Raw genomic sequence first — 22544 nt, forward strand, 5'->3', positions numbered from 1 at the left:
CATGCCGTTAGGGGAAAAAAACCAGACCTCTGGACGCATGACCGGATGCACCCGGGGGTAAACTCGCGCGCTCATCCGGCCGCAGAGGCCGTCTGGGCAGGCAGTCTGTGCACATCACGGGCGGTCTCGGTGACCCCGGCGAGGAAGCTGCGGGCCCGCGGCGAGGCGGAGCCGGTGAGCCAGGCCGGGTCGACATCGCATACGGCGACGGTCACACCGGTTCCGGTCAGCGCGTACGGGAGGGTGTGGACGACGGTGGACGGAAAGCTGACGATCGTACGGCCGACGGGTCCGCGCCGGGCGATCAGCTCCAGCGGCAGGTCCGGACGGACGATCTCGAGCCCGGTCGCCTCGCTGAGCGCGCGCAGCTTCGCCGCGGACTCCCGGCGGTGCGCGAAGTAGCGGGTGGCCCCGTGCTCCAGGGTCAGGGCGCGTACGGCGTCCAGGTAGCGGGCCGGGTCGACCACACCGGTCTCCACGAGGGAGGTCCCGACGAGGTCGGTGCCCTTGGTCAGGCGCGGCGGCCCGAACCGGGAGCGGGTCCAGGCGAACTCGTTGACCCGCAGCGTCATCGCGCCGTGGACGGTGACGGGCATCGAGCTGAACACCTCGACGCGGCGCCCCTTGCCCGCGGCCGGGGTGAAGCGGCGCCGGGCGGTGGCCGAGACCGGTGCGTACGCGAGCTCGCGGACGCGGCCGGGCAGGCCTCCGCCGCCGACCCGGTGCCAGCGTACGAGGCGCTCGCCGCGGCCGGTCTGGGCGACGAACTCCATGGTGGCGGTCCCGTCGTCGACCACCACGAGCTCCTCGGCCCGTACGAGGGTGAGCAGGAGCTGCACGTACCGGGAGAAGGGGTCGCCGACGACGACCCGGCGGGCCGCGCGCACGTCCCGGGCGAGCGCGGCGAGCGCCTTGAAGGGCGCGAGCCGGCCGCCGCGGGCCTCCTGCCAGGCGACCTCGTACCCCTCGTCCCGTGCGAGGCCCGCCATCCGGCGCAGCTGGCCGCGGGACATGGGGTCGGTGGGGGGCAGTACGACGATCCGCAGCCAGGACGCTGCGCTCGCCGAACCGGACCCGCCGCCGAGGGCGGGGCGGGGAGGGCCGCCCCCTTCGGGTCCGCGGGAGGCGATCGGGCCCGGCTGGCGGGGGACGCCGGCCAGCCGGACGGCACCGCCCGGTGCGGACACGGCTTCGGCGTACGCCCACTCCAGCACGTTCAGGAGCTGGACCGGACTCTCGACGAAAGCCAGGGTGGAGGCTGGGGGGGTCACCACGTACTCCTCGTCAGGGCGGGGGCGGAGCGTCGTACCGGACGGACACCGGGCGGGGCAGCGCAAAGGCCGAGGGGCCGGAAGGCCGCAGCTCAGACCGAGGCGAGTTCGCCCCGGACCCGCCGGAGCTTCTTCATGGGGCCGAGCTCGGAGTCGTAGACGCGCTTGATGCCGTCGCCGAGGGCGGTCTCGATGGTGCGGATGTCGCGGACCAGGCGGGCGAGGCCGCCCGGCTCCACGGAGGCGGCCTGGTCGGAGCCCCACATGGCGCGGTCGAGGGTGATGTGCCGCTCGACGAAGGTGGCACCGAGGGCGACGGCCGCGAGGGTGGTCTGCAGGCCCGTCTCGTGGCCGGAGTAGCCGATCGGGACGTTGGGGTACTCCTCCTGCAGGGTGTTGATCACCCGCAGGTTGAGCTCCTCCGCCTTGGCCGGGTACGTCGAAGTGGCGTGGCAGAGCAGGATGTTGTCGCTGCCGAGCACCTCCACCGCGTGCCGGATCTGCTTCGGGGTGGACATGCCGGTGGAGAGGACGACGGTGCGGCCGGTGGCGCGCAGGGCGCGCAGCAGCTCGTCGTCGGTGAGGGAGGCGGAGGCCACCTTGTGGGCGGGGACGTCGAACTTCTCCAGGAAGGCGACGGCCTCGGTGTCCCACGGGGAGGCGAACCAGTCGATGCCGCGCTTGGCGCAGTGCTCGTCGATGGAGCGGTACTCGGCCTCGCCGAACTCCACGCGGTGGCGGTAGTCGATGTACGTCATCCGGCCCCAGGGGGTGTCGCGCTCGATGTCCCACTGGTCGCGCGGGGTGCAGATCTCCGGGGTGCGCTTCTGGAACTTCACCGCGTCGCAGCCCGCTTCGGCGGCGGCGTCGATGAGGGCGAACGCGTTGCCGAGGTCGCCGTTGTGGTTGATGCCGATCTCGCCGACGACGTAGACGGGGCGGCCGGGGCCGGCGGTGCGCGAGCCGAAGGTGCGCAGGCGGGAGTTGGGGGTGGCGACGGTCATGGCAGCTCAGGTCCTTCGTTCGGTGCGTGGGGGTGCGGAGGGGGTGTGAACAGGGGGGCGAGGAGCCGGGCGCGGGCCAGGTCGTGCGGGTCGTCGATCTCCAGGACCCGTGCGGGGTCGGTGGCGACGGGGAGGGTGCGTCCGAAGAAGCGGTGCCGGGCGGTGCGGAAGCCGGCGGCGTCCATGGCGTAGGCGGCGCCGGTCTCCAGCAGGTCCTGGGGGCGGTCCTGCCGGCGGGGGCGTACGGCCTTGTCGTGGTTGACGCCGCTGCCGGCGCCGTCGGCCGCCTCCCGCCAGAGGAAGCCGTGGAAGGGGGCGACGGTCAGGGCCGAGTCGGCCGCGCCGGATGCGACGGCGGCGGCGACCGACTCGACGTCGCAGGAGGTCAGGAAGGGGCTGGTGCACTGGACGAGGAGGACGACGTCCACGGTGAGGGAGTGCAGTTCCTCGAAGGCGTCGAGCGCGTGCAGCACGGCGGCTTCGCTGCTCGCGGTATCCCCGGAGATCGCCGCGGGCCGGCGGATCGCGTCGGCCCCGGCGGTGCGGGCGGCGTCGGCGATGGGCCCGGCGTCGGTGGAGACCACGACGTCGGTGACGGTGGCGGCGCCCCGGCAGGCCCGGACGGCCCGGACGACGAGCGGGACTCCGGCCACCTCGGCGAGGTTCTTGCCCGGGACGCCCTTGGAGCCGCCGCGGGCCGGGATCACGGCCAGCACGCGCCGGGGCGCGGCGGGGCTCACAGCTCCCCCATCCGGCGGATCATCGGGGCCACGCGCTGGACCCCGTGCCGGTACGCCCCGCGGGCGGCCTCGCGCAGGTGCGAGCGGAGCCAGCGGCGCAGCCGGGACTCGCCGCCGCCCTCCCGGACGGCGCCGGGCAGCGGGGTCCCGTCGGGGGCGAGGTGGTGCCGGGCCAGGATCCCGGGCAGGTAACCGGGCGCGGTGACCTGCGTGTAGTAGGGGGCGACGGCGGGGAGGACGGGGAGGTCCAGCAGTTCGCCGAGCCGGGCGCGGGCGGCGGCGAAGGAGTCCGGGGCGCCGGACGCACCCGTCACCCCCTGGTCGGCCAGCCAGTCCGGGTCGCCCTGCGGCAGCAGGCCCGCGTCGAGCTGGTTCCAGGAGGCCAGGCAGCCCGAGCCGAGGAAGTGGTGGTTGCCGAGCACCTCGCGGATGCCGAGGTCGGTGAGGACGGCCGTCGGGATCCCGCGGTGCAGGGACTCCAGGGCGGCCGTGGAGGAGACGGTGACCAGCAGGTCGGTGCCGTCCAGGACCTCGCCCATGTTCCCGTACACCAGGCGGCAGTTGGCGGGCAGTCCGCCGGGGATCCGCTCGGCCAGCCGCTGGTAGGGCTGCTCCTCCAGGTGCGTGGTGTGCTCCCCGGGCCGGCTGCGCAGCTTGATCAGCACCTCGCGTCCGGGGTGCAGCCGGGCGTGCCGGGCCGCCCGCTCCAGCAGGTACGCGCGGTCGGCGCGGCTCTCGGGGACGGACGGCTGGACGGCGAAGACCACGGTGTGGGCGCTGCTGCCGGCCCTTTCGTACGCCGCTCCGTCCAGGAACGGCAGTGCCGTCTGCGTGACGGCGCCGGCGTCGGCGCCGACGCCCTCGTACACCGCGCGGAAGCGTCCCGCGTCGTACCGGGAGTTGGCGAGGACGAGGTCCGCCCCGTGCCTGAGCAGCAGCCCGTCGGCGAGCTTCTCGTATACGACGCCCACGTACCCGGTGACGAGGACGGGGCGGGCGGCGGGCTCGGGCCACAGGGCGCGGACCCCGTGCAGGACTGCCTGGACGGCTCCGCCGACGAGAGCGAGGACGACGACGTCGTACCGCTCGCGCTCGAGCTCCGCGAGGAACTGCGCGCAGGTCACCTCGGAGAGCCGGTCGGCGCGGACGCCCACCTCGCCCAGCTGGCGCGCGGTCGGGGTGGCCCGGCCGCGGAGCAGGTATCCGGTGAGGTGCGGCTCCGCCGCGAGGCGGCGGGCGGTGAGTGCTCCCCATTTCCATCGCGTATCGGAATCGGCGAGTACGGCGATGCGAAGGGCAGTACGAGTATGAGTGGCGGCACGATTACTGGCTGGCACCCGGCAGAAGCTATTCCGCAATTTCGGTGATCGGCCCAACGAACGCACAACAGCGGGTTAACAACCCGTCTACGTCATGCGAAACCGCACGGGTTAACGCGCCCGCCCTGCGTCGTTCACATGGAATCCGCATACGGGCCATGGTGAATGCCGGACGACGCCTTAACGTCTCGCAGGTGCTCAAGCTCTCTGTTGTCGTGCCGTTCTACAACGTGCAGACATACGCACCGGATGCCCTGAAAAGCCTCGAACTCAACGCCCGGGACGATTTCGAGTTCCTGCTCGTCGACGACTGCTCGACGGACGGGACGCCCGAACTCCTGGAGCGGGCGGCGCGCGAGCTGCCGGGGGCGGTGCTCCTCAGACACGAACGGAACGGCGGCCTGGCCACCGCCCGGAACACCGGCCTGGACGCGGCCCGCGGCGAGTACGTGACGTTCCTGGACGGGGACGACTGGCTGGCGCCCGGCCACCTGGCCCGGACGCTGGCCGCCATAGAGGCTCTGAGCTGCGATTTCGTCCGCAACGACCATGTCCAGGTGACCGGCCGCACCCGCTCCGTGCAGCGCGTCCCCTACGGTCCGCAGCTGGTGGTCGGCGATCCGCGGGGCGGGATCCTGCCCGCCTCCCGGGCCACCTCGGTGGACTACCCGTACGCCTGGGCGGGCATGTACCACCGGCGGCTGCTGGACCGCGGGCTGCTGCACTTCACCGACGGGCTGCGGACGGCCGAGGACCGGCCGTGGATCTGGCGGCTGCACCGGGGGGCCGGGTCGTTCGCGGCGGTCGGGCTGCCCGGGATCTTCTACCGGCGGGGCGTATCGACCTCGCTGACGCAGATCAAGGACGAGCGCCAGCTCGATTTCATCAAGGCATTCGACCAGGTCCTGGCGGATACGGCCGGAGATCCCGATCGTGATCTTCTTCTTCCGAAAGCCGTCCGAACATATTGTGCAATTATCGCGCACCATATCGGGTCCATCGAAAGGTTCGAGCCTGCTGTGGCCAAGAAACTCCGTTCGATGAGCACGGACGCTCTCGGACGCATGCCGCAGGACGTACTCGACCAGGCCCTGAACGCGATGGACGCCGACCGCTCCGCCCTGCTGCGCCGCCTGCGCCGCCGCCCCGCACGCACGCGTCCGGGCACCGGAACGGACACCCGAGCAGGAGCCGCTGCCTGATGGCCGCTCAGAGCACCCCGTGCACCCAGATCTTCCTCGCCTCCACGCTCTACGGGATGGCCACGCTCGCCGCCGCCATCGACGCGGGCAGCTTCCCGCCGGCCGGCCGCCGCATCCTGCTCACCAGCAACCACGCCCTCACCGCCGAGGTCTCCCCCGGACTCGCCGACATGCCGGGCTTCGCCGCGCTGCGCACCCGCTTCGACGAGGTGCTCGACTGGAACGCCGCCATCGCCCCGCAGCACCCCAGCGCCTGGGCCCCGCGCCCCGAGGACGTCCCGCTGTGGGAACGCCAGCTCCGGGCGATCTGGGGGCTGGGCGAGGACCGCGTCGAGATCATCGTGGAGTCGATCCAGGTCCCGCCCGCCCGGACCCTGTGCACGCTGTTCCCCGGCGCCGCCGTCGACGTCTACGCCGACGGGCTGATGAGCTACGGACCCACCCGCTTCCGCCTCGACCCGCAGCTCGGCATGCGCGTGCGCCGCGTCCTGCACCTGGACCTGGTGCCGGGTCTGGAGCCCCTGCTGCTCACCGAGTTCGACGTGCCGCCGGAGCTGGTCCCGACACCGGAGTTCCTCAAGGTGCTCGGCGAACTCCCCTCGTACGGGCCCGAGCTGGACGGGGTCGGCGAGGCGCCGGCGCTGCTGCTGGGCCAGTACCTCTCCGCCCTCGAACTCCTCTCCCCGCAGGAAGAGGAGGAGCTCCACGTCGAGATGGTCCGGGGCGCGTACGCCCTCGGCCACCGGGAGCTCGTCTTCAAACCGCACCCCAGCGCCCCCGCCGCGTACTCGCGCCGCGCCGAGGCCGAGGCCGAGCGGCTGGGCGCCCGCCTCACCGTCATGGCCACCCCGGTCCTGGCCGAGACCCTCTACCAGCGGCTGCGCCCCGCCCTGGTCGTCGGCTGCTTCTCCACCGGACTGCTCACCGCCGCCACCCTGTACGGGCTGCCGGTGGCGCGCACCGGGACCGAGGCCATACTGGCCCGCCTCACCCCGTACCAGAACAGCAACCGGATCCCGCTCACGGTGGTCGACGCGCTGCTCCCCGCCCTCGCGGACGCCGAGGCCGTCGCCGGCTGGAGCACACCCGGGCCCGACGAGGTCCGGGACGGCCTGGCCGGGCTGCTCACCGCGGTCGGGTTCACCATGCAGCCGCAGATCCTGGCGGCGCGCCGCACCGAGGCCGAACGCCATCTCGCCGCGCATCTGGACGACCGGACCTGGCGCTACTTCAAGCGCCGCCGGCTGACCACCCTCGGGCTGCCCGGCGGCATCCCGGCCCAGCTGTCCTTCCTGCCGCACAGCCCGGCCGTCCGCCGCGTGGTCCGCCGGCTGAAGCGGCTGCGCGCGGCCCGCACGCGGTGACGGCGACCGCCACCCCGCGGACCACCGTTCCGGCTCCTCGTACCGAGGGGGCCGCCGGGCGGTTACGGGCCCTCGACGGGCTGCGGACTTCCTGGTCAACCTGACGATGCTCCAGCAGCCGCTGGGGGCCGAGCGGATCCTCGGGATGTGCCGGACGCTCTGGGCGGAGCTGCGGTTGGACCTGAGCTGATCCGAAAGACAGGAGCTAGTGCCGCGTCAGGCAACGTTCGCCCCGTCGCGACGCCCGGCACGCACTCTCGCCGCACCGGCCGAAAGCTCAAGTACGTCCAGTACGAGCGCTTGCGGCCGGCACGCCGAGAGCACGCACCGGACGCCGCTCCTTGACGGGCAAACGTTGCCTGACGCGGCACTAGCTGACGGCGAGCTTGGCGGCGAAGCCGAGGAACAGCACGCCCGCCGCCGAGGTGGCCCCGGCCGAGAGCCGCTTGCGGCGGCGGAAGGCGGCGGACAGCCGGGTCCCGCTGAAGATCAGCAGAGTCAGGTACAGGAAGCTGCCGAGCTGGAGCAGCGCGCCCAGCAGCAGGAACGAGAGCGCCGGGTAGGCGTACGAGGGATCCACGAACTGCACGAAGAAGGAGATGAGGAACAGGATCGCCTTGGGGTTGAACAGGCTGATCAGCAGCGCCCGGCGGTACGGCCGCTCCCCCTCCGCGGCCTCGCCCGCGGTCGGGACCTCGGCCTGCTCCTCCCGCTCGGCCCGCGAGCGCCACAGCGCCCACGCCCCGCGCATCATCCCGACCGCGAGCCAGGTCAGGTACCCGGCGCCGAGCAGCTTGACGATGCCGAAGGCCACCGGACTCGTCTGGAGCAGCGCCCCGGCGCCCGCGGCGGAGAGCGCCATGAGCACGGCGTCGCCGGTGAACACCCCGGCGGCGGCCTTGTACCCGGTGCGCACGCCGCGGCGCGCCGCGACGGACAGCACGTACAGCGAGTTCGGCCCCGGCAGCAAAATGATCAGTATGAGCCCGACGAGGTAGGTCGGCAGATCGGTGACACCCAGCATGAGCAGGAGTGTCCCATAGGGATGCACCTGTCGTGGCTTGATATCACCATGTGGATGTCACCGTGTGGATGTCACCATGTGGCATCCGCCGGTTCGTACGTCCCCCACACCTCCCGCAGCGCGTTGCAGACCTCGCCCACCGTGGCGCGGGCGCGCAGGGCCTCCTTCATGGGATGGAGCACGTTCGCCGTGCCGGCCGCCGCCTCGCGGAGCGCGGCCAGCGCCGTCGACACCGCCTCGCCGTCGCGGCTCGCGCGCAGCGCCGCCAGCGCCTCCCGCTGCCGGTTCTCGATCTCCGGGTCGACGCGGAGCGGCTCGTACCGCTCCTCCTGCTCCAGCGCGAACCGGTTGACCCCGACCACCACGCGCTCGCCGCCGTCCGTCTCCCGCGCGATGCGGTACGCGTTCCGCTCGATCTCCCCCTTCTGGAATCCGGCCTCGATCGCGGCCACCGCCCCGCCCAGGTCCTCGACGCGCTGCATCAGCGCGAGCGCCGCCGCCTCGACCTCGTCCGTCATCCGCTCCACCGCGTACGACCCGGCGAAGGGGTCGACGGTGTGCGGCACGTCCGTCTCGTACGCCAGCACCTGCTGCGTCCGCAGCGCGAGGCGCGCCGATTTCTCCGTCGGCAGGGCGATCGCCTCGTCGAAGGAGTTGGTGTGCAGCGACTGCGTTCCGCCCAGCACCGCCCCGAGCGCCTGCACGGCCACCCGTACGAGATTCAGCTCCGGCTGCTGCGCCGTCAGCTGGACCCCGGCCGTCTGGGTGTGGAAGCGCAGCATCAGCGACTTCGGGTTCCGGGCCCCGAACTCCTCGCGCATGACCCGGGCCCAGATCCGCCGTGCGGCCCGGAACTTCGCGACCTCCTCCAGCAGCGTGGTGCGGGCGACGAAGAAGAAGGACAGGCGCGGGGCGAACTCGTCGACCTCCATCCCGGCGGCCAGCGCGGTCCGTACGTACGCGATCCCGTCCGCCAGCGTGAAGCCGATCTCCTGCGCGGGCGAGGCCCCGGCCTCGGCCATGTGGTAGCCGGAGATGGAGATGGTGTTCCAGCGCGGGATCTCGGCCTTGCAGTAGCGGAAGGTGTCGGCCGTCAGCCGCAGCGAGGGCCCGGGCGGGAAGATGTAGGTGCCGCGCGCGATGTACTCCTTGAGCACGTCGTTCTGGACGGTCCCGGTCAGCTGCCCGCCGTCGATCCCGTGCTCCTCGGCGACCAGCTGGTACATCAGCAGGAGCAGCGCCGCCGGGGCGTTGATCGTCATGGACGTGGAGACCCGGTCGAGCGGGATCCCGTCGAACAGCACCCGCATGTCCTCGACCGAGTCGATCGCGACGCCGACCTTGCCGACCTCCCCGTGCGCGAGCGGCGCGTCGGAGTCTTGCCCCATCTGCGTCGGCAGGTCGAAGGCGACGGACAGCCCGGTGCCGCCGCCGGCGATGAGCTGCCGGTACCGGGCGTTGGATTCGGCCGCCGTCCCGAACCCGGCGTACTGCCGCATCGTCCACGGCTTGCCGGTGTACATCGTCGGGTAGACCCCTCGCGTGTACGGATACGCCCCTGGTTCACCCAGTTTGCCCCCGGGATCCCACCCCGTCAGATCGCCGGGCCCGTAAACGGGTTCGATCGGAAATCCGCTCTCAGTACTCGCCATGTGACGAAGCCCTCCATAGAGCAAACGGCCCCGGGGCTGATAAAACCTCCCCGCGACGGCTCCGGCCGTCCACTGACGGCCGCTGGTCACAATGGCGCAACATCCCTGGATCGTCTGCAACTCTCCACGCCCGCCAGGCATCACCTAGATACACGACGTAGAAATCGGGGGACTGCAATGCACCGCCAGAGAGTCATAATCCGCACGCTCGGGGTGGCCACCGCCGTCGCGCTCGCCGCGACCGCCTGCGGGCCTCAGAAGACGGAGCCGGCCGGCTCCGCCTCTTCGGTTCCGTCCGCGTCCGCGGCGGGTTCCACCCCCGAGAGCTCCCAGTCGACGGACAACAAGCCCGCCGACACCTCGCCCTCGCCGTCCGCCTCGCAGTCGGCCTCGCCGTCCGCGTCTCCCTCGCCGACGGTCAAGGCCATCATGGCGAACGGCGACGAGAGCGAGCAGATCCGCGAGCTCCAGGCCCGCCTGAAGCAGCTCAAGTACATGACGGTCGCGCCCACCGGCTTCTACGGTTCGAAGACGACCACCGCGGTCAAGGCCTTCCAGGCGAAGAACGACCTGACGGCGTCCGGTGCCGTCGACGAGGCCACCTGGAAGAAGATCCAGAGCCTCAGCAAGAAGCCCACCGCCGACGAGCTGCGCCCGCCGACCGTCAACGAGGTCGACGCGCCGGACCCGCGCTGCATGACGGGCCGCGTCATGTGCATCAGCAAGGAGAGCCGCACGCTCGCCTGGATGATCGACGGCAAGATCGTCTCCACCCTGGACGTCCGCTTCGGCTCCGAGAACACCCCGACCCGTGAGGGCGAGTTCAAGGTGGAGTGGAAGGCCAAGGACTGGACGTCGACCATCTACCACACGCCGATGCCGTACTCGATGTTCTTCAGCCAGGGCCAGGCGGTGCACTACTCCGCCGACTTCGCGGCCCGCGGCTACGCCGGCGCCTCGCACGGCTGCGTGAACGTCCGGGACAAGGGCAAGCTCGCTTCGCTGTTCGAGCAGGTGCACGTCGGCGACAAGGTCGTCGTCTACTGGTGATCCCGGGCGATCCGCATGATCCGCGCGATCAGGGTGATCCGCGTGATGGCGATGGTCCCCGGGCGATCCCGGGGATCCCGGTGATCCGGTCGAAGAAGTAAAAGGCGCGGGCAGGGCCGGGGGAACGAACCCCGCCCGCGCCGGGTGCGCAGAGCCCAGGGGTACGGGGGGAACCCCGGCTCATGCGCGGCCGATGACCAGTCGGCTCGTTATGTACTGCGCCGCAGGTTCGAAAAGTGTTACAGCCCGTTCACGCCGCCGCTCGAAACCCGCTCGAGGAGTGTTCGCGGACCACCCGAAGGAACGCCTGACAGCCGTGGCGGCAGCTGTAGCGGCAGCCGTCAGCGCGGCTTGCGGGCCGCCGCGGACGACGCGACCGGGCTCGCCGGGACGAACGTCGGGGCCTTGAGCACGGGGCTCCCGTCGTCGGCGGTGCGCGGAACGGTCGGCGCGCCGCTGCCGATGGGCCCGTCGAGCAGCGCCTCGCAGAAGTGCGGGATGCGCGCGAGTCCTTGCGCCAGCTTCGAGAGCCGCTCGCGGCGGTCGGAGGTCATGTGCCCCGACCGGTAGGCCTCGCACAGGTCCACCGCCTTGAGGCGGCTCAGCTTGTCCGAGTCCTTCAGCGAGGTGGTCCCGCCGGCGAAGGCGTCCTTGCCGTCCTTCGTGCCCTTGTCGCCCGCGTCGTCCTTGCCGGCGCCGGCGCCGGACGAGGAACCGGGTCCGGTTCCCGTTCCCGTTCCGGTTCCGAATCCCTGGATCGCGCCCGCGTCCGCGTCCGCGCCCGGCGTCTGCGCCGTGCCCAGGCCGGGCACCGAGCCGTCGGTGCCGCGGAGCGGGGTGGGGCGCTGCGGTGCGAGGGTCGGGCCCGCGGTGTCGCCGGCCGTCGTCCGGTTCTCGTCGGCGCTGAGGGAGACCGCCGGTGCGGGTCCCGCCGTGTCGTTCGTGACCCGGTCCAGCAGGCCGGCCCCGGCGGCGACCGCCAGGCTGCCGACGGCGACGCCGGCCAGGGCGGCGACCAGTGCGAACCGCGCCGGGCGGCCGCGCCGGGACGGGGCGACGGCGAGGGGGACGGCGGCGGCCGCGGCGAGTTCCACGAGGGGCGTGGTGTCGGCGCCGGCGGGTGCGTACGTCCCGGGCGCTGCGGATATCGCGGACACTCCGAACACCGAAGGCCCACCGCAGGCCCCGGGCGCCGAAGCCGCCCCGGACGCGACCGCTCCGCCGCGCGCCGCGCGGAAGGCGGCCACCGCGGCGGCCTCGCCGGGCAGTTCCACCCCGGCGGGCGGCTGCGGCGCGGCCAGCATGTCGAGAACGGCCCGCAGGCGGGCCTCCGCTTCGGGGGCGCGCCGGTCGGCGCCAGGTGCGGCCTGGCCGCCGCGCAGCACTCGTTCCGCCGCGGCCTTGTCCAGCCACCTGTTGCGCTCGTCGGCCATCACATGTCCTTCTGCGTCCGCCAACGTGAATGCGTCACACCGGTTTGCTCCACGAGGCCGCTGTCCCGGCCGCGCTGAGCGGGCACGGCGTCGAGATCCCTCCCGCCCCTGCCGTCCCGCGCCTGGTCACCGGCATTATGGCCGACCGGCCCCGCCGCATCAGACCCCGGATCCAGGTCCGGCCCGAAGCCGCCCTCCTGGCCGAGCAGCTCGGCCAGTTTCTTCAGGCCCCGGTGGGCTGCGGTGCGTACCGCGCCGGGGCGCTTGCCCAGGGTCTCGGCCGCGCTCTTGGCGTCCAGGCCGACCACGACGCGGAGCACCACGGCCTCGGCCTGGTCCTGCGGAAGCTGTGCGATCAGCGCCATGGTCCGGCCGGTCGACAGGGCCTCCATCGCCTCGCTGGCGGTGTCGCTGTCGGCTGCGCGGCCCGTCAGTTCGGTCTCGTCGCCGCCGATGGCGGGGCGGCGCCCGCGCATGCGGATGTGGTCGAGGGCCCGGTTGCGGCCGATCCGGGCGGCCCAGCCGCGGAAGCGGTCGGCGTCGCCGGTGAAGGAGTCGAGGTCGCGGGCGATCTGCAGCCAGGCCTCGGAGGTCACGTCCTCGGCGTCTGCGTCCCCGACGAGCGTGCGTACGTAACCGAGCAGGCGTGGGTGCACGGCGCGGTACACAGCACGGAATCCGCTCTCGTCGCCGCCCTGCGCCGCGAGCACCGCGGCGGTCAGCTCCGCGTCGTCCCCCAGCAAAGTCCCCAACCCGTTCACTGTCCTGTACGTGTGGCGCAAATCAGCACGTTACGGCTTTCAAGTACCTACGTCCACGTGGTGTACGGGGAGCAACCAATCGTGCGCGAAGCGGGGTGTGACACAAAACGCACTCGCGGCGCTGAGAGGGGTACGGGCTTGTCGCACGAGCCCGTACGGACGGCGACCGGGGCCTCTCCTGTGGGGGGTGGCGGCCTCGGTCGTCTTCCTCATCCCCCGCCGGCCCTCCCTGCACCGCCGCTGCTCGCGGCTTTCCGGCGCGCCGCCCGTCATCACGTCATCCTTTCGGCTCACTTCCGGGTGAAAACCTCGGATGGGTACGACACACCCGGTCCGGCGTCGCTAGCGTGGCGGTACACCCGCGCCACGCCCCGAGGAGCCCCCCGCTGTCCAGCCACCTTCCGGCACAGGTCCGCGGCAGCTCCGATCCTTCCCACGGCTCCGGGCTGGCGCGGTTCAACGCCCTCTCCCCCGAAGCCGCCGAGGCCGTCCTGCTGCACTGCTGCGGGAGCCGGCGGTGGGCCCAGCGGGTGGCGATCCACCGCCCCTACCCGGATCCCGGTGCGCTGCTGGCCGCCGCCGACGAGGCCTCGTACGACCTCTCCCAGGCGGACCTGAGCGAGGCGCTGGCCTCGGAGTTCCCGGTGGAGCTGGACCACGGGGCCTCGTACGCCGCGCTCTTGGCGCTCGACGCGGCCCATGCGGAGTACGAGCGCAAGTTCGGCCACGCCTTCGTGATCTGCCTGGCCGGGCATCCGCCGGAGGAGCAGGCGGACCAGCTGCTGACCGCGATCCGGCGCCGGATGGAGCTCGAGGCGGACGAGGAGCGGTCGCTCTCGGCGGACGAGCTGCGCCGCCTCGCCCAGGTCCGGCTGGCAGATCTGACACATTGGCTGACCTCGCCGGACGGGGTTTCCGCCGCGGATTCAGGGCTATTCGCCCCTGTGGGATAGTCCGTCCGTGCCTGTTTGATCACACCGATGGACCCGGCGCGAGGGAACCGACAAAGCGTCGCTACGATGTCCGGGGCCGGAGGACCGTACCCGGCCGGGCCCGACCGACAAAGAAGCCGGCTGGCCCCCGCCCCGCTTCCGGAGGGTTTTCCGTGCCGGCTGGAACGTTGTACCGCGGCCGGGAAGGAATGTGGTCCTGGGTGGCTCATCGAGTCACCGGCGTCCTCATCTTCTTCTTCCTGTTCGTACACGTCCTCGACACCGCTCTCGTCCGCGTCTCCCCCGAGGCGTACGACGATGTCGTGGCTACCTACAAGACTCCGATCGTCGCGCTGATGGAGTACGGCCTCGTGGCCGCCATCCTCTTCCACGCGCTCAACGGTCTCCGTGTGATCGCCGTGGACTTCTGGTCCAAGGGCCCCCGTCTCCAGAAGCAGATGCTCTGGGGCGTGATGATCGTCTGGATCATCCTGATGATCGGGGCCCTGTACCCCGTCCTGGGCCACGCAGCTGCCGAACTGTTCGGGAAGTGACACGCATGTCTTCTGACACTTCTTCCGCCCAGGCCATCGGCGACGTGGAGGGCGTGAGCCTCTACGACGTCGACAACCCGGCGCCGTACATCGAGGCCCCGCGCAAGCGCACGGGCAAGACGCCCCGCTCGACCCGCGGCAACTTCGAGATGGCCGCGTGGCTCTTCATGCGCCTCTCGGGCATCGTCCTCGTGGTCCTGGTCATCGGCCACCTCGTCATCCAGCTGGTGCTGGACGGCGGCGTCTCCAAGGTCGGCTTCGCCTTCGTGGCCGGCCGCTGGGCGTCCCCGTTCTGGCAGGTCTGGGACCTGCTGATGCTGTGGCTGGCCATGCTGCACGGCGCCAACGGCCTGCGTACCGTCATCAACGACTACGCGGAGCGCGCCAACACGCGGCTGTGGCTGAAGGGCCTGCTCTACACCGCCACCGTGTTCACCATCCTTCTGGGCACGCTGGTGATCTTCACCTTCGACCCGAACATCCGCTAGGCAACGGGGCTGAGGCGAATCCAATGAAGATCCACAAGTACGACACCGTCATCGTCGGCGCAGGTGGCGCCGGCATGCGCGCCGCCATCGAGTCGACGAAGCGCAGCCGCACCGCGGTGCTGACGAAGCTCTACCCCACCCGCTCCCACACGGGTGCCGCGCAGGGCGGCATGGCCGCCGCGCTGGCGAACGTGGAAGAGGACAACTGGGAGTGGCACACCTTCGACACGGTCAAGGGCGGTGACTACCTGGTCGACCAGGACGCCGCCGAGATCCTGGCGAAGGAGGCCATCGACGCAGTCCTCGACCTGGAGAAGATGGGCCTGCCGTTCAACCGCACCCCGGACGGCACCATCGACCAGCGCCGCTTCGGCGGCCACTCCCGCAACCACGGCGAGGCGCCGGTCCGCCGGTCCTGCTACGCCGCGGACCGCACCGGCCACATGATCCTCCAGACGCTGTACCAGAACTGCGTCAAGGAGGGTGTGGAGTTCTTCAACGAGTTCTACGTCCTGGACCAGCTCCTGGTCGAGGAGGACGGCGTCAAGAAGTCGGCCGGCGTGGTCGCGTACGAGCTCGCCACCGGCGAGATCCACGTGTTCCAGGCGAAGGCCGTCATCTACGCCTCCGGCGGCACCGGCAAGTTCTTCAAGGTGACCTCCAACGCGCACACCCTCACGGGTGACGGCCAGGCGGCCTGCTACCGCCGCGGCCTGCCGCTCGAGGACATGGAGTTCTTCCAGTTCCACCCGACGGGCATCTGGCGCATGGGCATCCTGCTGACGGAGGGCGCCCGCGGTGAGGGCGGCATCCTCCGCAACAAGGACGGCGAGCGCTTCATGGAGAAGTACGCGCCGGTCATGAAGGACCTCGCGTCCCGTGACGTCGTCTCGCGCTCCATCTACACCGAGATCCGTGAGGGCCGCGGCTGCGGTCCGGCCGGTGACCACGTGTACCTGGACCTGACGCACCTGCCGCCGGAGCAGCTCGACGCGAAGCTCCCGGACATCACCGAGTTCGCGCGTACGTACCTGGGCATCGAGCCGTACACGGACCCGATCCCGATCCAGCCCACCGCGCACTACGCCATGGGCGGCATCCCGACGAACGTCGAGGGTGAGGTCCTGTCGGACAACACCACCGTCGTCCCGGGCCTGTACGCGGCCGGCGAGGTCGCCTGCGTCTCCGTGCACGGCGCCAACCGCCTCGGCACGAACTCGCTGCTGGACATCAACGTGTTCGGCAAGCGCTCCGGCATCGCCGCGGCGAGGTACTCGCAGGAGAACGACTACGTCGAGCTCCCCGAGAACCCGGCGCAGCAGGTCATCGACCAGGTCGAGCACCTGCGCAACTCCACGGGCAAGGAGCGGGTCGCCGACCTGCGCCTGGAGCTCCAGGAGACGATGGACGCCTGCGTGATGGTGTTCCGTACGGAGCAGACCATCAAGACCGCGGTCGAGAAGATCGCGGAGCTGCGCGAGCGCTACAAGAACGTGTCCGTCCAGGACAAGGGCAAGCGCTTCAACACGGACCTGCTGGAGGCCATCGAGCTGGGCAACCTGCTCGACCTGGCCGAGGTCATGGCCGTGTCCGCGCTCGCGCGCAAGGAGTCCCGCGGCGGTCACTACCGCGAGGACTACCCGAACCGCGACGACGTCAACTTCATGCGCCACACCATGGCGTACCGCGAGGTCGGAGCCGATGGCTCGGACTCGGTCCGGCTCGACTACAAGCCGGTCGTGACGACCCGCTACCAGCCGATGGAGCGTAAGTACTGATGGCTACCCCCACCCTGGAAAAGATGGAAGAGGCGGCCGCGGCCTCCCCGTACATCACGGTCACTTTCCGGATCCGCCGCTTCAACCCCGAGATCTCGGACGAGGCGCAGTGGCAGGACTTCCAGATCGAGATCGACCCGAAGGAGCGCGTGCTCGACGGTCTCCACAAGATCAAGTGGGAGCTCGACGGCACGCTGACCTTCCGCCGGTCGTGCGCGCACGGCATCTGCGGCTCCGACGCGATGCGGATCAACGGCAAGAACAGGCTCGCCTGCAAGACGCTGATCAAGGACATCAACCCGGAGAAGCCGATCACGGTCGAGGCCATCAAGGGCCTCACGGTGATGAAGGACCTCGTCGTCGACATGGAGCCCTTCTTCCAGGCGTACCGCGACGTCATGCCGTTCCTCGTCACCAACGGGAACGAGCCGACGCGTGAGCGCCTGCAGTCGGCGGAGGACCGCGAGCGGTTCGACGACACCACCAAGTGCATCCTGTGCGCGGCGTGCACCTCGTCGTGCCCGGTGTTCTGGAACGACGGCCAGTACTTCGGCCCGGCGGCGATCGTCAACGCCCACCGCTTCATCTTCGACTCGCGTGACGAGGCCGGCGAGCAGCGGCTGGAGATCCTGAACGACAAGGACGGCGTGTGGCGCTGCCGCACGACCTTCAACTGCACCGACGCCTGCCCGCGCGGCATCGAGGTCACGAAGGCGATCCAGGAAGTCAAGCGCGCCCTGATCACGCGCCGCTTCTGATTTCTCGACGCGTCCCTCGCACGGGTCGGCCCCGGCGGGCCTCCCCGGCTTCGAGACGCTGCGCCGGACTCCGTCCGTCGTACCCGGCCGAGGTTTCAGCCGACTGGGCCCCGCCCCCGGAATTCGTTCCGGGGGCGGGGCCCTCGCCCGTTCGGGTGAGGGCCCGGCTTCCGGCCGCGGTGCCCGTTCCCGTCCTACGATGATGCTCTCGACAGCAGCCCACGGGAGGCCCGTGATGTCCGCAGCACCCGCTGAGCATCCCTACAGCGAACCGGAAGCCGAGCCCTCGCTCCTCGATGAGGCCAACGCCCTCATGGAGCGGCTCCCCGGCTACCGAGTCGAGATCATCGGAGGACAGATCCTCGTGTCCCCACCGGCAGACGGCGCCCACGGGCGGGGCCTGACCAAGCTCATGAGGCCGTTCATCACGGCAGGGCTCGACGGCGAGGCAACGGAGGTCATCCAGGCGATCGGCATCTGGCTCCCCGACGGGCGCGAGGACTACGCCATCCCGGACCTCGCCGTGGTCGACGCGGACTTCGAAGACCACCTCGTCGAGAACAACTGCTATGACCCCCTCGCCTTCCGCCTGGTCCTGGAGGTCACCTCCAGCAACTACAAGACGGACCTGCGGACCAAGGTCACCGCCTACGCCGACGCCAAGGTCCCGGTCTACGTGATCGTCGACCGCCGGCACAACCGCCTGCACGTCCTCACCGATCCGGTCCAGGACGAGTACGCCACCCACCGCGTCCACGCCCCCGGCGAGCTCGTCACTCTGCCCGAGTCGATCGGCGCCAAGGTGACCCTGGACGTCGAGGCCGTTCTCGCGGCGGCGCGGCGCAAGCCCGACAGCGAATAGGCGGCTGCTCCGACCGGGGTACGGGGTCGGGGGTGGCTGTGGAAAGATCGAGCGCATGAGCGACCAGCAGCCGAATCCGTACGCAGGGGACAACGGGGCTCCGGGCAGCCCCGGTTATGGCTATCCGCCGCCCTATCCGGCGGCCCCCGGAGGCGCCGGGTACGGGTACCCGGCCACTCCGCCCGCCCCGGGCTACCAGCCGACCGTCGGCGGCGCGGGCATCCCGGCGCAGGCGCAGCCTCCCATGATGCCGCCGGCGCAGCCCCCGGCCTACGCGGTCGCCCCGCACGGCGCCGGCGGGTCCGGCCTGTCCCTCGGCGACATCACCATCGCCGGGGACCAGATCATCACCCCCTCGGGCGCGATGCCGCTCAAGGGCGCGATGTGGAACGCCTCGGACTTCTCCCGCACCGAGACGAAGATCCCGACGCACGCGGTCGTGCTCGCGATCATCTTCTTCCTGTTCTGCCTGCTCGGCCTGCTCTTCCTCCTCATGAAGGAGAAGACCACCACCGGCTACATCCAGGTCACCGTCACCAGCGGCGGCCGCCACCACTCCACGATGATCCCGGCGGTCGACGCGGGAACGTTCCCCTGGGTGATGAACCAGATCAACTACGCCCGCTCCCTCAGTATCTGACGGGTGACGGTCGGGTCGGTGATGCCGGCGTCGTCCGCCAGCATCATCGCCTTGCTGAGGATCAGGGCGAGCGTCGGGTCCCCCTCGAAGGGCAGGTAGCCGGTCTCCGTCCCGGGGGCCGCGCGCCCCGCCGGGACGATGCACAGGTACTGGTCGCCCGGGTCCATGAGGATGTTCCCCGACCCGAGGTGGATCCGGTACGTGCGCAGCTCGCCCCGCACGTGCAGGAAGCGCCCCTCGATCCGGCACCGGTCGGCGATGGCCAGCCTCGGGACCAGCCGCTGCAGCAGGAGCCGGCGGGTCTCGGCGCTCTGGTTCAGCTCGCCGAAGCCGTACGAGGTCCAGTAGTCCCGGAAGCGGCCTGCGGGGCCGCCGTCCTGCCAGGTCGGGTCGTTGCCGACGCTGGCGACGCCGACGAACAGGTCGACGTCGCGCAGGACTTCGCTGAGCACGAGGGCGGGGACCTCGGCCAGCGGCAGCGGGTCGACCGGGTCCTCGCCGCCACGGAGCCACATCGTGTACTCGCCGCCGCAGGCGTGCGCCGAGTTCTGCGGGGCGCCGATCGGGTAGAAGCGCACCTGGTCGGTGCGCAGGCGCAGGAAGCTGCCCGAGTCGGTGATGTCCTCGTACTGGTCGCCCCCGGTGTCGCCCTCGATCCAGTACTCGGCCCGCAGCCCCCACTGCGGCAGCTCGCGCACGGCGGGCGGCGCGGTGTCGTCGACGGCGAGGCGCAGCTTGTTGCGCCAGCCGCGGATCGCGGCCAGCGAGTGGAACTGGTGCTGGCGCAGGAAGTGCGCGGCGAACCGGTTGGAGTACGTCCCGGTGCGGAGCTCGGCATCGGTGAGCGGGTAGACCTCGCGGTGGGCCTGCTTGAACGGCTGGGTGATGCCGTGCCGTTCGAGCCAGTCCTGCCAGGCGGCGACCTCGGCCGGCTCGCGGTCGATGGGATGCCAGAGGGTCACCTCGGCGCCCTCGGTGACGGGCCCGTCGGTAAGGGTGCGCGCCTCGCCGTCGGCGAAGCCGACGGGGGTGCCGTCCACCACCCACAGCAGGTGGCGGGCGAGGGTGCCGACCAGGGGGTGGTCGAGGTAGCGCTCGCGCCACTGCCCGTACGTCCAGGTGCGCCGGGCGAGGAACTGCCGGTCCAGCCGCTCGGCCTGCGCCCCGAGCATCTTGTCGATGTCCTTGACGGCCGCCTTGAGCTCTTTGAGCTCCTCGGCGTGGTCGCGGCGCACGGCCGCCGGCACGCTCTTGACCGCCTTGCCGGTGGCGCTGCGCCAGGAGAGCACCGCCTTGGAGCCGCGGACCTGCACGAGGGCGGTGGTCCCGCCCAGCGCATACTCGGCCTGCCCGACCCGCGTCAGCCCGTACGCAGGCACGGCGAGCTCCTCGATCTCCTCCCGGCCCAGCCCGAGCGCGGTGGCCCGTGCCTCCAGGGCCGAGTCCAGCATCTTGAGGGTGCCCTTGAACGTCACGCGGGTGGCGAGCCGGGCCAGTTCGGCCAGGGCGGCCTCGCTGTCGATGCGGGACAGGGCGGTGACCCCGGCGTTGGCCACCTTGGGGTTGCGGGGGCCGAGTCCCGCGACCTTGCGCAGCGAGGTCTCGACGAGCGCGCCGAGCACCCGCGCGATGTCCGGGTGCGGGGGCAGGAAGGACAGCAGCCAGGCCAGTCCGCGCAGGGCGTTGGCGTTGTACGTGTCCCACGTGTCGTTCGGGTTCGGCCCGTACCGCTCCTCGTCCAGGGCGAAGGTACGGGGCGCGCCGACGAGCCGGAGCCAGCCGAGGAGCTGTTCGCGTACGGCGTCCTCCCCGGCCTCCTTGATCAGGGCCCGGCCGGCCTTCTCCCACTTGGCCGTGGGCTTGGCTGCGGTCGCGGTCACCGCGTGCGCGAGCAGGGCGTGCCAACGGTTCCCGGCCGCCATCGCCCGGTCCGCCCACGCCTCGCCGACATTGAGGACGGGCTCCGTCAGCCGCGGCGCGAGCTCGACGACCGGCCGGTACCCGTATGCGACCAGGGCGCTTCGGCGCAGGGTGGCGACGGCGGCCGGCGGGATCGTGCGGCCCGCGTCCAGCTCGGCGAGGACCAGCTCCGAGACCCATCCGTAGGAGTAGACCTGCCCCATCCGGCCGAGCTCGTCGAATTTGCCCAGCCGTTCGGCGGAGAGCGGGCCGCCCCCGGGCAGGTCCCGTCCGGCGGCGGCGATGAGGGCCAGCGCGTTCACCCGTGCCGGGGAGTCCTCCGCGAGGGAGCGGAAGGTCTCGGCCAGCCGGTCCACGAGCCGCCGACGGAACTCCACCGGCCGGGCGCGGACGGCGCCGATCACCTCGGCCGCCTCCCCGTTGCCCCAGTGGCCGCTGTAGTGGATGGCGGCCTTCAGGAGCGCGGTGGCGAGCTCTGCGGCGTTCTCCTCCTCCAGGGCGCGGTGGATCGCGTCGGCGTGGCGATTGTTCGTTTTCCTGTTCCCGGCCATGTCAGCCACCCACCAGGGCGACGAGCTTCAGGAAGGTGACCTCCGTGCCGAGGGGCAGGTCGACGACCTCGTCGAGATCGGTGACCTGGCGGTCCCCGACGAGTACGAGGAACCCGTTGCGCCCGAAGGCCGTGAGCGCGAGCTCGGCCTGTTCGTGGGCATCGGGCTGGTCCCTCTGCGGCACGAGGGCCGCGGCGCGCCGCTCGGCGACCTCCTGGAACACCCGCCGCCGGATCAGCTCGCGCAGCGCGAGCCGCTCCTCGGCCACCTCGAACTCCCAGCCGTCGCCCCGGCCGCCCGCTGTCGTCTCGTCGACGAAGGTCACCATTCCCATGACCAGGAGCGTAAGGGGGCCCTCTGACAGCGGATCGGCTGCCTTATATCCAAGGGCGGTTGGACCGCGCCTCGGACAGGATGTCCCCATGACTCCCACGAACCCCATGACGCCCATGAACCCCATGGATCCCGTGAACCCTCTCCTTGCCCATGACGTCGCCGGTCCGGCGGACGGTCCGGCGCTGGTCCTGCTCCACTCCTCCGTCTGCGACCGCCGGATGTGGGAGCCGCAGTGGGGCCCGCTGGCCGGGGCCGGGTTCCGGGTCGTCCGGGCGTACTTCCGCACGTGCGGGGACTCGCCGCCGGCCGTCGCGCCCTACCGCGACGTGGACGACGTACTGGACCTGCTGGACTCCCTCGGGATCGAACGGGCCGCCTTCGCCGGGTCCTCGTACGGCGGCCGCGTCGCCCTGGGGATCGCGTCCCTGCACCCGGAGCGGGTGTCCGCGCTGGCCCTGCTCTGCTCCGCCGTCCCCGGGCAGCAGCGCGGCCCGGCCCTGCGGAAGGTCGCCGCCGCGGAGGACGCGCTGCTCGAGGCGGGGGACGTCGCGGGGGCGGTGGAGCTGATGGTGGACACCTGGCTCGGCCCGTCGGCGGACGAGGAGACCCGCGCTCTCGTACGGACGATGCAGCGCCGCATCTTCGACGTGGCGCCGACCGTGGAGGGCGCTCATGAGCTCCCGGAGCACGAGATCGACCTCGGGGCCGTCGCCGCCCCGACCCTCGCGATCGGCGGCGCCCACGACGTCGAGGACTTCCGCGACATCGCCGCCGACCTCGCGCACCGCATCCCCGGGGCCCGCCACCTGGAACTCGCCTGGGCGGGCCATCTCCCGTCCCTGGAACGCCCGCAGGACACCACGGCCCTGCTCTTGGACTTCCTGCACCATCCGAACGGCTGAGAC

At 71.5% G+C, this 22544-nt stretch carries 21 protein-coding genes and 1 pseudogene; 11 read left to right on the top strand and 11 right to left on the bottom strand.

Features of this window, described 5'->3' with window-relative positions; all coding sequences use genetic code 11:
- Window positions 1-71: 71 nt before the first annotated feature.
- The 4 genes and pseudogenes from OG299_RS16105 to OG299_RS16120 form a co-directional block, all read right to left on the bottom strand.
- Window positions 72-1271 carry a hypothetical protein gene (locus OG299_RS16105; RefSeq protein WP_327361842.1) on the bottom strand — a complete coding sequence of 400 codons (1200 nt, stop codon included), beginning with the start codon at window positions 1269-1271 and terminating at the stop codon, window positions 72-74.
- A gap of 92 nt (window positions 1272-1363) precedes the next feature.
- On the bottom strand, window positions 1364-2275 hold the full coding sequence (locus OG299_RS16110; protein WP_266626214.1) for an N-acetylneuraminate synthase family protein: 912 nt from the start codon (window positions 2273-2275) through the stop codon (window positions 1364-1366).
- Window positions 2276-2322: 47 nt separating this feature from the next.
- A pseudogene (locus OG299_RS16115) lies at window positions 2323-3015 on the bottom strand (acylneuraminate cytidylyltransferase family protein); the annotation flags it as partial.
- A complete protein-coding gene (locus OG299_RS16120) occupies window positions 3012-4352 on the bottom strand; it encodes a DUF6716 putative glycosyltransferase (RefSeq protein WP_327361843.1) in 1341 nt (446 codons plus the stop codon). The pseudogene OG299_RS16115 and the gene OG299_RS16120, both read right to left, overlap by 4 nt.
- A 176-nt stretch (window positions 4353-4528) precedes the next feature.
- On the opposite strand from OG299_RS16120, the gene OG299_RS16125 reads away from it, so the two are divergent.
- The gene (locus tag OG299_RS16125; RefSeq protein WP_327361844.1) at window positions 4529-5536 is read left to right on the top strand and encodes a glycosyltransferase family 2 protein; all 1008 of its coding nucleotides are present in this window, start codon (window positions 4529-4531) and stop codon (window positions 5534-5536) included.
- Window positions 5536-6900 carry a polysialyltransferase family glycosyltransferase gene (locus OG299_RS16130; protein ID WP_327361845.1) on the top strand — a complete coding sequence of 455 codons (1365 nt, stop codon included), beginning with the start codon at window positions 5536-5538 and terminating at the stop codon, window positions 6898-6900. The genes OG299_RS16125 and OG299_RS16130 overlap by 1 nt, the downstream gene beginning before the upstream one ends.
- A 370-nt stretch (window positions 6901-7270) precedes the next feature.
- Here the strand turns inward: OG299_RS16130 and leuE are convergent, their stop codons facing one another.
- From leuE to OG299_RS42745, 3 genes are all read right to left on the bottom strand, one after another.
- Window positions 7271-7924: a leucine efflux protein LeuE gene (gene leuE, locus OG299_RS16135; RefSeq protein ID WP_266626222.1), complete on the bottom strand. Its 654-nt coding sequence runs from the start codon at window positions 7922-7924 to the stop codon at window positions 7271-7273.
- Between the two features lie 71 nt (window positions 7925-7995).
- Window positions 7996-9576, bottom strand: coding sequence for an acyl-CoA mutase large subunit family protein (locus tag OG299_RS16140; RefSeq protein ID WP_327361846.1), 1581 nt, complete (start codon window positions 9574-9576; stop codon window positions 7996-7998).
- A 254-nt stretch (window positions 9577-9830) separates the two neighbouring features.
- Window positions 9831-9998, bottom strand: a complete 168-nt coding sequence (locus OG299_RS42745) for a hypothetical protein (RefSeq protein ID WP_442817513.1) — start codon at window positions 9996-9998, stop codon at window positions 9831-9833.
- Between the two features lie 7 nt (window positions 9999-10005).
- Here OG299_RS42745 and OG299_RS16145 point away from each other — a divergent pair, with 7 nt between their 5' ends.
- Complete coding sequence (locus tag OG299_RS16145) at window positions 10006-10626, top strand: L,D-transpeptidase family protein (protein WP_323179031.1); 621 nt, start codon at window positions 10006-10008, stop codon at window positions 10624-10626.
- Window positions 10627-10967: 341 nt separating this feature from the next.
- Here the strand turns inward: OG299_RS16145 and OG299_RS16150 are convergent, their stop codons facing one another.
- Both OG299_RS16150 and OG299_RS16155 read right to left on the bottom strand, forming a co-directional pair.
- A complete protein-coding gene (locus OG299_RS16150) occupies window positions 10968-12059 on the bottom strand; it encodes a hypothetical protein (protein ID WP_327361848.1) in 1092 nt (363 codons plus the stop codon).
- Entirely contained in the window at window positions 12059-12802 is a 744-nt protein-coding gene (locus tag OG299_RS16155; RefSeq protein WP_327364534.1) for an RNA polymerase sigma factor, read from the bottom strand. Before OG299_RS16155 ends, OG299_RS16150 begins: the two co-directional genes overlap by 1 nt.
- 365 nt (window positions 12803-13167) lie before the next feature.
- On the opposite strand from OG299_RS16155, the gene OG299_RS16160 reads away from it, so the two are divergent.
- The 7 genes from OG299_RS16160 to OG299_RS16190 all read left to right on the top strand — a co-directional run bounded on the left by OG299_RS16160 (window position 13168) and on the right by OG299_RS16190 (window position 18832).
- Window positions 13168-13773: a 2-oxo-4-hydroxy-4-carboxy-5-ureidoimidazoline decarboxylase gene (locus OG299_RS16160; protein ID WP_399847653.1), complete on the top strand. Its 606-nt coding sequence runs from the start codon at window positions 13168-13170 to the stop codon at window positions 13771-13773.
- Between the two features lie 152 nt (window positions 13774-13925).
- On the top strand, window positions 13926-14306 hold the full coding sequence (gene sdhC, locus OG299_RS16165; RefSeq protein ID WP_266626229.1) for a succinate dehydrogenase, cytochrome b556 subunit: 381 nt from the start codon (window positions 13926-13928) through the stop codon (window positions 14304-14306).
- 5 nt (window positions 14307-14311) lie between these two features.
- Window positions 14312-14794, top strand: coding sequence for a succinate dehydrogenase hydrophobic membrane anchor subunit (locus OG299_RS16170; RefSeq protein WP_266626231.1), 483 nt, complete (start codon window positions 14312-14314; stop codon window positions 14792-14794).
- A 23-nt stretch (window positions 14795-14817) separates the two neighbouring features.
- Window positions 14818-16572, top strand: a complete 1755-nt coding sequence (gene sdhA / locus OG299_RS16175; protein WP_266626233.1) for a succinate dehydrogenase flavoprotein subunit — start codon at window positions 14818-14820, stop codon at window positions 16570-16572.
- Window positions 16572-17330, top strand: a complete 759-nt coding sequence (locus OG299_RS16180; protein WP_266626235.1) for a succinate dehydrogenase iron-sulfur subunit — start codon at window positions 16572-16574, stop codon at window positions 17328-17330. The genes sdhA and OG299_RS16180 overlap by 1 nt, the downstream gene beginning before the upstream one ends.
- Window positions 17331-17565: 235 nt before the next feature.
- Window positions 17566-18192, top strand: a complete 627-nt coding sequence (locus tag OG299_RS16185) for a Uma2 family endonuclease (RefSeq protein ID WP_266626237.1) — start codon at window positions 17566-17568, stop codon at window positions 18190-18192.
- A gap of 55 nt (window positions 18193-18247) precedes the next feature.
- Entirely contained in the window at window positions 18248-18832 is a 585-nt protein-coding gene (locus OG299_RS16190) for a hypothetical protein (RefSeq protein ID WP_327361849.1), read from the top strand.
- Here OG299_RS16190 and OG299_RS16195 read toward each other — a convergent pair.
- Window positions 18808-21303: a DUF4132 domain-containing protein gene (locus tag OG299_RS16195; RefSeq protein WP_327361850.1), complete on the bottom strand. Its 2496-nt coding sequence runs from the start codon at window positions 21301-21303 to the stop codon at window positions 18808-18810. The two genes, OG299_RS16190 and OG299_RS16195, sit on opposite strands and share 25 nt — an antisense overlap.
- Before the next feature lies 1 nt (window position 21304).
- Window positions 21305-21637: a hypothetical protein gene (locus OG299_RS16200; protein WP_266626243.1), complete on the bottom strand. Its 333-nt coding sequence runs from the start codon at window positions 21635-21637 to the stop codon at window positions 21305-21307.
- Between the two features lie 88 nt (window positions 21638-21725).
- On the opposite strand from OG299_RS16200, the gene OG299_RS16205 reads away from it, so the two are divergent.
- The gene (locus OG299_RS16205; RefSeq protein ID WP_327361851.1) at window positions 21726-22541 is read left to right on the top strand and encodes an alpha/beta fold hydrolase; all 816 of its coding nucleotides are present in this window, start codon (window positions 21726-21728) and stop codon (window positions 22539-22541) included.
- Window positions 22542-22544: the final 3 nt, after the last annotated feature.

Source organism: Streptomyces sp. NBC_01296 (genome assembly GCF_035984415.1).
Taxonomy (GTDB): domain Bacteria; phylum Actinomycetota; class Actinomycetes; order Streptomycetales; family Streptomycetaceae; genus Streptomyces.